Annotated in this window: 9 protein-coding genes, 1 tRNA gene and 3 rRNA genes; 8 read left to right on the forward strand and 5 right to left on the reverse strand. The window is 60.9% G+C overall.

The genetic code is table 11. The features are described from left to right. The 8 genes from ACJ8HT_RS14220 to aceK form a co-directional block, all read left to right on the forward strand. Positions 1-100 (forward strand): 23S ribosomal RNA (locus tag ACJ8HT_RS14220); the annotation flags it as partial. 99 nt (positions 101-199) lie between these two features. Beyond that, positions 200-315, forward strand: a 5S ribosomal RNA gene (gene rrf, locus ACJ8HT_RS14225). Positions 316-329: 14 nt separating this feature from the next. After that, a tRNA-Thr gene (locus ACJ8HT_RS14230) sits at positions 330-405 on the forward strand. Positions 406-450: 45 nt separating this feature from the next. After that, positions 451-566: ribosomal RNA gene (rrf, locus tag ACJ8HT_RS14235) — 5S ribosomal RNA — on the forward strand. 381 nt (positions 567-947) lie between these two features. Beyond that, a complete protein-coding gene (metA, locus tag ACJ8HT_RS14240) occupies positions 948-1877 on the forward strand; it encodes a homoserine O-acetyltransferase MetA (RefSeq protein ID WP_197653090.1) in 930 nt (309 codons plus the stop codon). Positions 1878-2251: 374 nt separating this feature from the next. Beyond that, a complete protein-coding gene (gene aceB, locus ACJ8HT_RS14245; RefSeq protein ID WP_049201549.1) occupies positions 2252-3850 on the forward strand; it encodes a malate synthase A in 1599 nt (532 codons plus the stop codon). A 41-nt stretch (positions 3851-3891) separates the two neighbouring features. Further along, positions 3892-5199, forward strand: a complete 1308-nt coding sequence (gene aceA, locus ACJ8HT_RS14250; protein WP_004936630.1) for an isocitrate lyase — start codon at positions 3892-3894, stop codon at positions 5197-5199. 69 nt (positions 5200-5268) lie between these two features. Then, positions 5269-7023 carry a bifunctional isocitrate dehydrogenase kinase/phosphatase gene (gene aceK, locus ACJ8HT_RS14255; protein WP_197653089.1) on the forward strand — a complete coding sequence of 585 codons (1755 nt, stop codon included), beginning with the start codon at positions 5269-5271 and terminating at the stop codon, positions 7021-7023. A gap of 1 nt (position 7024) precedes the next feature. Here aceK and ACJ8HT_RS14260 read toward each other — a convergent pair whose 3' ends face one another. From ACJ8HT_RS14260 to iclR, 5 genes are all read right to left on the reverse strand, one after another. Further along, positions 7025-7666, reverse strand: coding sequence for a bifunctional 4-hydroxy-2-oxoglutarate aldolase/2-dehydro-3-deoxy-phosphogluconate aldolase (locus ACJ8HT_RS14260; protein WP_060440936.1), 642 nt, complete (start codon positions 7664-7666; stop codon positions 7025-7027). Between the two features lie 54 nt (positions 7667-7720). Beyond that, entirely contained in the window at positions 7721-9535 is a 1815-nt protein-coding gene (gene edd / locus ACJ8HT_RS14265) for a phosphogluconate dehydratase (RefSeq protein ID WP_197653088.1), read from the reverse strand. A gap of 98 nt (positions 9536-9633) precedes the next feature. Then, the gene (gntU, locus tag ACJ8HT_RS14270; RefSeq protein ID WP_033649721.1) at positions 9634-10971 is read right to left on the reverse strand and encodes a gluconate transporter; all 1338 of its coding nucleotides are present in this window, start codon (positions 10969-10971) and stop codon (positions 9634-9636) included. Continuing rightward, the gene (gene gntK / locus ACJ8HT_RS14275) at positions 10968-11507 is read right to left on the reverse strand and encodes a gluconokinase (protein ID WP_038874371.1); all 540 of its coding nucleotides are present in this window, start codon (positions 11505-11507) and stop codon (positions 10968-10970) included. The genes gntU and gntK overlap by 4 nt, the downstream gene beginning before the upstream one ends. Before the next feature lie 252 nt (positions 11508-11759). Further along, the gene (gene iclR, locus ACJ8HT_RS14280; RefSeq protein WP_004936648.1) at positions 11760-12590 is read right to left on the reverse strand and encodes a glyoxylate bypass operon transcriptional repressor IclR; all 831 of its coding nucleotides are present in this window, start codon (positions 12588-12590) and stop codon (positions 11760-11762) included. Positions 12591-12784 lie beyond the last annotated feature (194 nt).

Consider the following 12784-nt stretch of genomic DNA (forward strand, 5'->3'; position numbering starts at 1 on the left):
CCTGAAGGAACGTTTAAGACTAAGACGTTGATAGGCTGGGTGTGTAAGTGCAGCGATGCATTGAGCTAACCAGTACTAATGATCCGTGAGGCTTAACCTTACAACACCGAAGGTGTTTTAGAGAGATTTTTCAGCGAAGTTCCGAGATTGGTTCTGATGGCGACACGGGAGTGGCGCGGTTGGAATGAAACAGAATTTGCCTGGCGGCAATAGCGCGGTGGTCCCACCTGACCCCATGCCGAACTCAGAAGTGAAACGCCGTAGCGCCGATGGTAGTGTGGGGTCTCCCCATGCGAGAGTAGGACACTGCCAGGCATCAAATTAAGCGTGCTGATATGGCTCAGTTGGTAGAGCGCACCCTTGGTAAGGGTGAGGTCCCCAGTTCGACTCTGGGTATCAGCACCACTTTATTTAAAGTGGGTTGAGAAGTTCGGCAGAAAAAAGAATTTGCTTGGCGGCAATAGCGCGGTGGTCCCACCTGACCCCATGCCGAACTCAGAAGTGAAACGCCGTAGCGCCGATGGTAGTGTGGGGTCTCCCCATGCGAGAGTAGGACACTGCCAAGCATCAAATAAAACAACAAGCCTCATGCGAAAGCATGGGGCTTTTTGTTTTGTCTGTTATTTGGTGTTCTGCTCGAGCATGGGCATGCGAAAGGCCCGTCGGGAACGGGCCTTAACGCCGCTTGCGGCGGCCCCGCAGGGGAGAGTCTCAGGATGAGACGAATACTGTAGGACACTGCCAAGCATCAAATAAGCCAAGAGGCCATCCGAAAGGATGGCCTTTTTGCTTTTCAGTCCCTTTGCTCCCCCTTCTCATATCCTGGCGCAGAGCGCGCAATGAAACATTTTCACCTTTCCGCCGAATGCTCGACATCGACGGAAAAAAACGCTATCTTCGGGCATCTAGAAGTCTAAACGTATAAATGGATGTGTGAGGGTTAAGCAATGCCGATTCGTGTTCCTGATGAGTTACCTGCGGTCAATTTCTTGCGCGGTGAGAATGTCTTCGTGATGACATCCTCGCGGGCAAAAACACAGGAAATCAGGCCACTGAAAGTGCTGATCCTCAACCTGATGCCAAAGAAGATCGAAACGGAAAACCAGTTTTTGCGCCTGCTGTCCAACTCGCCGCTGCAGATTGATATCCAGCTGCTGCGTATCGATAGCCGCGAATCGAAGAACACGCCGGCCGAGCATCTGAATAACTTCTACTGTGACTTCGAGGATATCCAGAACGAGAACTTCGATGGTTTGATCGTCACCGGCGCGCCGCTGGGGCTGGTCGATTTCTGCGATGTTGCCTACTGGCCGCAGATCGAGCGCGTGATCGACTGGGCCAAGAACCACGTTACCTCCACGCTGTTTGTGTGCTGGGCGGTACAGGCGGCGTTGAATATTCTGTATGGCATTCCCAAGATGACGCGCGAGGTGAAGCTCTCCGGCGTTTATCCGCATCAAACGCTGCAGCAGCATGCGTTGCTGACGCGCGGCTTCGACGAAAGCTTCCTGGCGCCGCATTCACGCTATGCCGATTTCCCGACCGAGGTGATCCGTCAATATACCGACCTGGATGTTCTGGCCGAATCCGAGCAGGCCGGCGCCTACCTGTTTGCCAGCAGGGACAAGCGCCTGGCGTTTGTCACCGGCCATCCGGAATATGATACGCTGACCCTGGCAGGAGAGTATTGTCGCGACAACGAAGCCGGCCTCGATCCCGCCGTTCCACTCAACTACTTCCCCGATGACAACCCCGCACTGACACCGAAAGCCACCTGGCGCAGCCATGGCCATCTGCTGTTTTCCAACTGGCTCAATTATTACGTCTACCAGATCACGCCGTACGATCTGCGCCATATGAATCCGACGCTCGACTGATCTTTTCTGCTTGCCGGCGGCTGAATCGAGGCCGCCGCGCCGTTGATCCTCTGCACGATCCTCTTTTTATCCGTCCTTTTATCCAAAAAACCATTTCCTGACAAGGCGTTAGCACGTCTTTATTAAATTATTGGAACCAGTTTCCTTACCCGCTATTGTTGTTATTTTGTCTAACCAATTGATAATAAAGTGTTAATAAAATATTTAATAATAAAATGGAAATGGTTTTTGATTTTTATTTTTTGTTGAGTATTCTTAGAGCTATCGGGATGAGATCTGACCAGTTGAGGATCGTTTCATCCACCCTGATCCACAGTGATTTCTGATGAAAATGCGCCGGTCGCGCGAGCGCAACGATGGGAAGGAGCAAGGTCATGACACAACAGATAGCAGGCACGGAGTTAAGGTTTACGCAGGGGTTCGCCGCAGCGGAGCGCCAGGTGTTGACCGATGAAGCGGTTGAATTCCTGGCGGAACTGGTGGGGAAATTCACGCCGCGGCGCAACGAGCTGCTGGCGGCGCGTGTCCGCTGGCAGCAAAATATCGATCGCGGCGAACTGCCGGGATTTATTTCGGAAACCACTTCCATTCGTGAAGGTGACTGGCAGATCCGCGGCATTCCACAAGATTTGCGTGACCGCCGGGTCGAGATCACCGGGCCGGTTGAGCGCAAGATGGTGATCAATGCGCTTAATGCCAACGTAAAAGTATTCATGGCGGACTTCGAAGACTCGCTGGCGCCAAGCTGGGACAAAGTCATCGACGGCCAAATTAACCTGCACGATGCGGTTAACGGCACCATTTCCTACACCAATGAAGCCGGCAAAATCTACCAGCTGAAACCGAACCCGGCGGTATTGATCGCTCGCGTGCGCGGCCTGCATTTGCCGGAAAAACACGTGCTGTGGCGTGATGAAGCCATTCCCGGCGGCCTGTTCGATTTCGCGCTGTACTTCTACCACAACTATCGCCAGCTGCTGGCCAAGGGCAGCGGGCCGTATTTCTATCTGCCGAAAACCCAGTCCTGGGAAGAGGCGGCCTGGTGGAGTGATGTCTTCAGCTTTACCGAGGATCGTTTCGATCTGCCGCGCGGCACCATCAAAGCGACCGTGCTGATCGAAACCCTGCCGGCGGTGTTCCAGATGGACGAAATTCTCTACCACCTGCGCGACCACATCGTCGGCCTGAACTGCGGCCGCTGGGATTACATCTTCAGCTACATCAAAACGCTGAAGAATCATGGCGATCGCGTGCTGCCGGATCGTCAGTCGGTGACCATGGAGAAACCTTTCCTCAGCGCCTATTCGCGTCTGTTGATCAAAACCTGTCACAAGCGCGGCGCGTTCGCCATGGGCGGTATGGCGGCGTTTATCCCGAGCAAAGACGCCGAGAAAAATGACTGGGTGTTGAATAAGGTACGGGCGGACAAAGAGCTGGAGGCCAGCAACGGCCACGACGGCACCTGGGTGGCGCACCCGGGGCTGGCGGATACGGTGATGGAGGTATTTGGCAAAGCATTGGGCGATCGCCAAAACCAGCTGGAGGTGCTGCGTGAGCAAGACGCGCCGATCAGCGCCGCACAGCTGCTGGCACCGTGCGACGGCGAACGCACCGAGGCGGGGATGCGCGCCAATATCCGCGTGGCGGTGCAGTACATCGAAGCCTGGATCTCCGGCAACGGTTGCGTACCGATTTACGGTTTGATGGAAGATGCGGCGACGGCGGAAATCTCCCGTACGTCAATCTGGCAGTGGATCCACCACGAGAAGAGCCTGAGCGACGGGCGTCCGGTCACCAAGGCGCTGTTCCGCCAGATGCTGCAAGAAGAGATGTTGGTGGTGCGTGAAGAAGTGGGGGAAGCGCGCTTTAACGCCGGCCGGTTCGAAGAGGCGGCGCGCCTGATGGAGCGCATCACCACGCAAGATGAATTAATCGATTTCCTGACGCTGCCCGGCTATGAGCTGCTGGCCTGAGTTTTCCCAATTAACCCTACACGACTGAAAGGATAAAAATTATGTCTACCTCTCGCTCTCAACAGATCCAGCAGCTGGAACAGGAATGGAAATCGGCCCGTTGGGAAGGCATTACCCGCCCTTACAGCGCCGAAGACGTGATCAACCTGCGCGGTTCGGTCAACCCGGAATGCACCCTGGCGCAAAACGGCGCCGCCAAACTGTGGGCATTGTTGAACGGCAAGGCGCGCAAAGGCTACGTGAACTGCCTGGGCGCGCTGACCGGCGGCCAGGCGCTGCAGCAGGCCAAAGCCGGCGTCGAGGCTATCTACCTGTCCGGTTGGCAGGTGGCGGCGGACGCCAACAGCGCGGCGGCCATGTACCCTGACCAGTCGCTGTATCCGGTGGACTCGGTGCCGAAGGTTGTCGAGCGCATCAACAATACCTTCCGCCGCGCCGATCAGATCCAATGGGCTAACCAGATTGAGCCGGGCAGCAAAGGCTACACCGACTATTTCCTGCCGATCGTCGCCGATGCGGAAGCCGGCTTCGGCGGCGTGCTGAACGCCTTCGAGCTGATGAAAGCGATGATCACCGCCGGCGCCGCCGGGGTGCACTTTGAAGACCAGCTGGCGGCGGTGAAGAAATGCGGCCATATGGGCGGCAAAGTGCTGGTGCCCACGCAAGAAGCGATCCAGAAACTGGTCGCCGCGCGCCTGGCGGCCGACGTGCTCGGCGTGCCGACGCTGGTGATCGCCCGCACCGACGCCGATGCGGCCGACCTGCTGACCTCCGATTGCGATCCGTATGACAGCGCCTTCGTCACCGGCGAGCGCACGGCGGAAGGCTTCTTCCGTACCCATGCCGGCGTCGAGCAGGCGATCAGCCGCGGCCTGGCTTACGCCCCTTACGCGGATATGGTGTGGTGCGAAACCTCAACGCCGGATCTGGATGCCGCTCAGCGCTTCGCCGACGCCATCCACGCCAAATACCCGGGCAAGCTGCTGGCCTACAACTGCTCGCCGTCGTTCAACTGGAAGAAGAACCTCGACGACCAGACCATCGCCCGCTTCCAGCAGGCGCTGTCGGACATGGGCTACAAGTATCAGTTCATTACGCTGGCGGGCATCCACAGCATGTGGTTCAACATGTTCGACCTGGCGCACGCCTATGCGCAGGGCGAGGGCATGAAACACTACGTCGAGAAGGTGCAGCAGGCGGAGTTCGCCGCGGTGGATCGCGGCTACACCTTCGCGTCGCACCAGCAAGAGGTGGGCACCGGCTACTTCGACAAGGTCACCACCATCATTCAGGGCGGCGCCTCTTCGGTCACCGCGCTGACCGGTTCGACGGAAGAACAGCAGTTCTGATGCGGCAAGCTTGAAGACGTTTCACCCGGAGCCTGCATGCGCAGGCTTCTTTTTCTGGCGGGGGTAAGGATGGCGGCAAAACTGGAGTTGTTGATCGCACAGACGATCCTGCAGGGCTTCGATGCGCAGTACGGCCGCTTTCTGGAAGTGACCGCCGGCGCGCAGCAGCGCTTCGAGCAGGCGGACTGGCCGGCGGTGCAGCAGGCGATGAAAAAGCGCATCCATCTGTACGACCATCACGTCGGCCTGGTAGTGGAGCAACTCAAATGCATCACCGGGCAGAAATACTTCGACGCCGACTTCCCCAGCCGGGTCAAAGCGGTCTATATCGACCTGCTGCCGGACTATCCGCGTTTCGAGATCGCCGAAAGCTTTTTTAACTCGGTCTACTGCCGGCTGTTCAAGCACCGCGATCTGACGCCGGACAAGCTGTTCGTCTTCAGTTCGCAGCCGGAGCGGCGCTTTCGCGATATTCCGCGTCCGCTGGCGCGCGATTTCACGCCCAATGGCGATCTGCCGGCGATGTTGCGCAGCGTACTGAGCGATCTGCCGCTGCGTCTGCCGTGGGAGGATTTGACGCGCGATATTCGCTACATCACTCAGGCGCTGCAACGCGCCTTCAGCGCACAGCAGCTGGCGGGGGCAACCTTCCAGATCGCCAACGAACTGTTCTACCGCAACAAGGCCGCCTGGCTGGTCGGCAAGCTGCGCCTGGCCGACGGCGTTTATCCGTTCTTGCTGCCTATCCACCACAGCGAATCGGGCGCGCTGTTTATCGACGCCTGCCTGACCGGTAAGGCTGAGGCCAGCATCGTCTTCGGCTTCGCCCGTTCTTATTTCATGGTCTACGCGCCGCTGCCGGCGGCGATGGTGGAGTGGCTGCGTGAGATCCTGCCGGGCAAAACCACCGCCGAGCTGTACATGGCGATCGGCTGCCAGAAGCATGGCAAAACCGAATGCTATCGCGAATACCTGACCTTTATGGCGCAGTCGCAGGAGCAATTTATCATCGCGCCGGGGGTGAAGGGCATGGTGATGCTGGTGTTCACCTTGCCGTCTTTCGACCGGGTATTCAAAGTGATCAAGGACGAGTTCGCCCCGCAAAAAGAGGTGACGCAGGCGCAGGTGATGGCCTGCTATCAGCTGGTGAAAGAGCACGATCGCGTCGGGCGCATGGCGGATACCCAGGAGTACGAGAATTTCGTCGTCGACAAGGCGCGCCTCAGCCCGGCGCTGTTGGTGGAACTGCAGCGCGAAGTGCCGGGCAAACTGGAAGATCTCGGCGATCGCATCGTGATCAAGCACCTGTATATGGAACGGCGCATGACGCCGCTGAACCTGTATCTGGAGCAGGCCAACGACCAGCAGATGCGCGATGCGATCGAAGAGTACGGCAATGCCATCAAGCAGCTGGCCGCCGCCAATATCTTCCCCGGCGACATGCTGTTCAAGAACTTTGGCGTGACGCGCCACGGGCGGGTGGTGTTCTACGACTACGACGAAATTTGCTACATGACCGAGGTTAACTTCCGCGACATTCCGCCGCCGCGTTATCCGGAGGACGAGCTGGCCAGCGAGCCGTGGTACAGCATCGCGCCCAATGACGTGTTCCCGGAGGAGTTCCGCCACTTCCTGTGCGGCGATCGGCGCATTCGGCAGGTGTTTGAGGAGTTGCACAGCGATCTGTTTACCGCTGAGTATTGGCGCGGGTTGCAGCAGCGCATCCGCGGGGGGCACGTGGAAGACGTGTTCGCTTACCGCAAGAAGCAGCGGTTCAGCCAGCGCAGCGGGGCGGCGCTGCCGGCCGCCACCGCTGCGATGTAAATCAGGCCTGGGCACCCGCGACGGCGGCGCGCGCCAGTTCGGTGATGCGGGCGTAGTCGCCGCTTTCCAGCGCGTCCGCCGGCACCAGCCAGGAGCCGCCGATGCACAGCACGCTTTTCAGCGCCAGGTAGCTGCGGTAGTTGTCCGGCGAGATACCGCCGGTCGGGCAGAAGCGCACCTGCGGGAACGGGCCGCCGATCGCCTGCAGCGCTTTTACGCCGCCATTGGCTTCCGCCGGGAAGAATTTAAACTCACGCAGGCCGTAATCCATGCCCAGCATCAGCTCGGAAACGGTGCTGATGCCTGGGATTAAGGGAATGGAACCGGCGATGGCTGCCTTGAGCAGCTCGTCGGTCAATCCTGGGCTGATGGCGAACTGCGCACCGGCCTCGGTCACTTCACGCAGCTGCTGGGGATTGATCACGGTACCGGCGCCGATGATCGCTTCCGGCACTTCTTGGGCGATGGCGCGAATGGCGTCCATGGCGCAGGCGGTGCGCAGCGTCACTTCCAGCACCCGCACGCCGCCGGCGACCAGCGCTTTCGCCAGCGGTACCGCATGTTCCAGCTTGTTGATCACGATGACCGGCACCACCGGCCCCGCCGTCAGGATCTGCTCGGCGCTTGTTTTCCATTGGTTCATGATGACGTTCTCCTCTGTGGCCGCCGCCAGGCGGCGATGCGGCCAGGCTATCGATTAAAATTTGATGCAGCAGGCGCCCTGCTCGGCGCCGGACAGCTGGCTGCGCAGCGCGCCGAACAGCTCGCGGCCGCAGCCGATGTGTTCTGCGCTCAGATCGGGCTGGCATGGCGCGCGCTGGGCCAGTTCGTCGGCGTCGACCAGCACCTGCAGCTCGCCACTGCGGCCGTTGACGCGGATCGGATCGCCGTCGCGCACTTTCGCCAGCAGGCCGCCGGTATAGGCTTCCGGGGTGACGTGGATGGCGGAAGGCACCTTGCCGGAGGCGCCTGACAGGCGGCCGTCGGTCACCAGCGCCACTTTGAAGCCGCGATCCATCAGCACGCCCAGCGGCGGCATCAGCTTGTGCAGCTCCGGCATGCCGTTGGCTTGTGGCCCCTGGAAGCGCACCACCACCACGCAATCGCGATCCAGCTTGCCGGCTTCGAACGCCGGCACGATGTCGTGCTGGCTGTCGAACACCACCGCCGGCGCTTCGATAATCTGGTTGTCGGCGGGCACCGCCGAGGTTTTCATCACCGCACGGCCCAGATTGCCGGCCATCACTTTGGTGCCGCCGTGATGCTCAAACGGCTGAGCGACGCTGGCGATCACGCTGGCGTCAAGCGAGCCGGCCACGCCTTCGCGCCACACCAGCTGGCCATTATCCAGCCAGGGTTCCTGGGTGTAGCGGTGCAGGCCGAAACCAGCCACGGTATGCACGTCTTCGTGCAGCAGCCTGTGTTGCAGCAGCTCGCGCACCACCAGCGGCACGCCGCCGGCGGCCTGGAACTGGTTGATGTCGGCCGGGCCGTTCGGATAGATACGGCACAGCAGCGGCACCGCCTCCGACAGCTCCGAGAAGTCGTCCCAGGTGATGATGATGCCCGCCGCCCGTGCCATCGCCACCAGATGCATGGTCAGGTTGGTGGAGCCGCCGGTGGCCAGCAGCGAGACGATGCCGTTTACCACCACTTTCTCGTCCACCAGGCGGCCGATCGGCAGGTAGTTGCCGGCGGTGTCGGTCAGTCGCGTCACCTGGCGCGCGGCGGCGTCGTTCAGCGCGTCGCGCAGCGGCGTGTCCGGATGCACGAAAGAGGCGCCCGGCAGGTGCAGGCCCATCACTTCCATCACCATCTGGTTGGTGTTGGCGGTGCCGTAGAAGGTGCAGGTACCGATGCCATGATAGGAGGCGGCCTCGGCTTCCAGCAGCGCCAGGCGATCGGCCTTGCCCTCGGCGTACAGCTGGCGCACGCGCACCTTTTCCTTGTTGGGTAAACCGCTGCTCATCGGGCCGGCCGGCACGAACAGCGCGGGCAGGTGGCCGAAGGAGAGGGCGGCCATCACCAGCCCAGGCACGATCTTGTCGCAGATGCCGAGGAACAGCGCGCCGTCGAACATGTTGTGCGACAGGCCGACGGCGGCCGACATGGCGATCACGTCACGGCTCATCAACGACAGCTCCATGCCGTCCTGTCCCTGCGTCACGCCGTCGCACATCGCCGGCACGCCGCCGGCCACCTGGCCGACGGCGCCCACCGTCTGCAGCGCCTGTTTCAGCCGCTGCGGGTAGTGTTCGTACGGCTGGTGGGCCGACAGCATGTCGTTGTAGGCGGTGATGATGGCGATATCGCTGCGCACCATGTTTTTCAGCGCCGTCTTGTCATCGGGCTGACAGGCGGCGAAGCCGTGGGCCAGGTTGCCGCAGGCCAGCTGTGCACGGTGGACGGTTTGGGAACGTGCCGCTTCGATACGCGCCAGATAGGCGGCGCGGCTGGCCTGGGAGCGGTGGGTGATGCGCTGTGTGACACGGGACAAGGTTGGGTTAATCATGCCTTCCTCACATTGCTGTTGTTATAGTCGCCGCCTGTGGCGGTGCCCCCGGTGGTGATTTGCAGCCCTGGTGTGCAAGGCCGGGGGCGATTTAGGATTTAAAACATCGTGAATGCAATCATGCCGATAGCGCCGCCGACGCTGCCCAGAATCGTTTCCATCACCGTCCAGGTTTTCAGCGTTTGCAGTTCGTTGGCGCCGGTGAATTTGCCGAACAGCCAGAAACCGGCGTCGTTGACGTGGCTCAGCACGATGGAGCCGCCGGCGATGCAGATAGCCAGCGCGGCCAGCTGCCCGCCGTTCAATCCGAGCTGGCTGGTGACCGGCAGCACCAGGCCGACGGTGGTCAGGCAGGCGACGGTGGCCGAACCCTGAATCACTCGCACCATGGCGGAGAGCGCAAAGGCGGCCACGGCGATCGGCAGGCCGGCGCCGATCATGGCGTCACCCAGCGCCGGCCCTACGCCGGAATCCACCAGGATCTGTTTGAACACCCCGCCGGCGCCGGTCATCAGCAGGATGATCCCGGCCGGTTGCACCGCGGCGGAGCAGATGGCCAACGTCTGTTCGTTGCTCATGCCGCGCGGTTTCGCCAGGCCGTAAATCACGATCAGGCAGGCCAGCAGGATGGCAGTGAACGGGTGGCCGATAAACTCCAGCCACTGCTGCAGCTGCGAACCCGGAGTGACCAGCCGCGCGCCGATGGTTTTCATGCCGACCAGCACCAGCGGGCACAGCACCAGCGCCAGGCTGAAGCCGAACGACGGCAGATTGCCCTTGGTCAGCGTCGGCTCGTTCTCTTCCGGCGGCATTGGCCAGTTGACGAAGCGGCTGATAAAGCTGCCGTACAGCGGGCCGGCGATCAGCATGCCGATCACCGCCGCCACCAGGCCGATGGCGATCATCCAGCCGAAGTCAGCCTTCATCTGCGAAGCCAGCAGCATCGGTACCGGCCCCGGCAGCAGGAAGGAGGCGGCGGCGGCCACGCCGGCGAACAGCGGGATCGCCAGCTTGACGATATTGCCGTCGGTGCGGCGCGCCACGGCGAACACGATGCCGATCAGTAGCACCACCGCCACGTCGAAGAACAGCGGCAGCGCGCAGATCAGGCCAGCGATGCCGAGCGCATAGTGCGCCTTGCTTTGTCCGAATCGTTTCAGCAATTGCGCCGCAATTTGATCGAGCGCGCCGACCTCATGCAGGATCTTGCCGAACATCGCCCCCAGCGCCACCACGATCGCCAGAAAGCCCAGCGTGTCGCCCATGCCTTTTTGCATGGTGTCGGCGATATGGTCCAGCGGCATGCCGGAGAAAATGCCGGCGGCGATGGACACCAGCATCAGCGCGACGAAGGCGTGCATGCGCGCCTTCATCACCAGGAATAACAGCAGTAAAACCGAGCCGACTGCGGTACCGACCAGCGTAACGGTACTCACGCGCACACGTCCTGCGGCAGGAAGCTCTGGATATGGCGCACGGTATCGGCGATCACCGCGTCCAGCGGCTGGTTGATGTCGATCGCCATCACGTCGCTTTCGTCGGCGCCCGGTTGCTCCAGCGCGGCGAACTGGGTGACCAGCATCTGCGGTTTGAAGAAGTGGCCGTTACGCGCCGCCAGGCGGGATTCGATCACCGGGAACTCGCCGTGCAGGTAGATAAACGACAGGTTGCCGTTGCCGGCGCGCAGGCGGTCGCGATACTGCTTTTTCAGCGCCGAGCAGACGATGATCGACACGTTGTTGGTGCGCTGCATGGCGAAGGCGGCATCGTTGAGCGCGGCCAGCCATGGGGCGCGATCGTCGTCGTTCAACGCGTCGCCGGCGGCCATTTTCAGGATGTTGCTGCGCGGATGCAGGAAGTCGCCGTCGAGGAAGCCGGCGGAGAGTTGGCGGGCCGCGGCGGCGGCGACGGCGGACTTACCGCTGCCGGAAACGCCCATAACGACGTAAATGCGATTTTGATTGTTGGTCATGGCTTGGCTCCAAAACACCGGGTGACGTTACCTTCGTTCAGCTTTATTGTTACCGGTAACATGTTATCGGTAACATTGTCGAAGGAAGTGTGAGCGGTTGCAATGGGCTTTCGCCGTGAGGATCGTTAACTGTGATCGGCTTCAAGCTTTTTTCCCGTGTGCTAAACAGGATGCCGATAGCCTGTTACATGCTGACAACAGAGCAAGGAATCGGGAGAGAGGGCGCGCAGGGGCGCCCTCGGAGGGGTAGGATCAGCGCACGCCGCCGTAGGCCAGGCTAATCTCTTTCGCCGCGTGGATCACCAGCGCCCCCAGTTCGATCACGCGATCGTCGGTGATGCGCGACACCGGGCCGGAGATGGAGATGGCGGCGAAGGCTTCGCGGTGCTCGTCGAAGATACAGGCCGCCACGCAGCGCAGGCCGAGCGCGTGCTCTTCGTCGTCAAAGGAGAAGCCCTGTTTGCGGATCTGCGCCAGCCCCTCTTTCAGGTTGTGCGGCGTCAGGGTGTGCGGCGTGTAGGTATGCATGCCTTTCTTGTGCAGCAGTTTGGTCACCTGATCGTCCGGCAGGGTGGCGAGGAACGCCTTGCCGGCGCCGGAGGCGTGCATCGGCAGTTTACCGCCGATCGGCGCCGACATGCGCATCAGCGCCGTACACTGCACCTGATCGATGATGATTGCCTGGTACTCGCTGGTATCCAGCACCGCCAGGTTGACGGTTTCGCCGGACTCTTCCATCAGGCGCCGCAGCGTCGGATGCACCATCGCCAGCAGGTTGCGGCTTTGCAGGAAGCTGCTGCCGACCACAAAGGCGTGCGAGCCGATGGTCCACAGGCCGAGATCGCCGACCTGGCGCACGAATCCCTGCTGCTGCATGGTGGTGAGCAGGCGGTGGGTGGTGGAATTCGGCAGGCCGGCCTGCTGCGCCAGATCGGTCAGCGCCACGTTGCCCTGGGCTTCCGAAATGTATTCCAACAGCTTCAGGCCACGGGTCAACGATTGTACCTGGCCGGTCGCCGCACTGGCGGCCGGGGCTGCTGCGCGGGGCTTCTTGCCGCGTTTGGCGGGAGCAGGGGTGGCCATGGGTGAGATTCCTTTTTCCGTATGATGGAATTCATTTTCGTTTTTTGTCGATGAATTGCAAGTCGCCGCCAGCTCATCGGAGGTGTTGGCGCACAACCTGAAAAACTCTCAATTGTCGCCTGGCCCTTTGTCCCTACAAGCTGTGCTAGGATGACTCGTTGGTTTTTGCGGCAGTTGAGCGATGGGCTGGATGG

The organism is Serratia sp. CY44782 (assembly GCF_052168715.1).
Taxonomy (GTDB): Bacteria; Pseudomonadota; Gammaproteobacteria; order Enterobacterales; family Enterobacteriaceae; genus Serratia; species Serratia nevei.

Coding starts and splice junctions, on each gene's coding strand:
- metA (WP_197653090.1), top strand. CDS start 948: ATGCCGATTCGTGTTCCTGATGAGTTACCTGCGGTCAATTTCTTGCGC.
- aceB (WP_049201549.1), top strand. CDS start 2,252: ATGACACAACAGATAGCAGGCACGGAGTTAAGGTTTACGCAGGGGTTC.
- aceA (WP_004936630.1), top strand. CDS start 3,892: ATGTCTACCTCTCGCTCTCAACAGATCCAGCAGCTGGAACAGGAATGG.
- aceK (WP_197653089.1), top strand. CDS start 5,269: ATGGCGGCAAAACTGGAGTTGTTGATCGCACAGACGATCCTGCAGGGC.
- ACJ8HT_RS14260 (WP_060440936.1), bottom strand. CDS start 7,666: ATGAACCAATGGAAAACAAGCGCCGAGCAGATCCTGACGGCGGGGCCG.
- edd (WP_197653088.1), bottom strand. CDS start 9,535: ATGATTAACCCAACCTTGTCCCGTGTCACACAGCGCATCACCCACCGC.
- gntK (WP_038874371.1), bottom strand. CDS start 11,507: ATGACCAACAATCAAAATCGCATTTACGTCGTTATGGGCGTTTCCGGC.
- iclR (WP_004936648.1), bottom strand. CDS start 12,590: ATGGCCACCCCTGCTCCCGCCAAACGCGGCAAGAAGCCCCGCGCAGCA.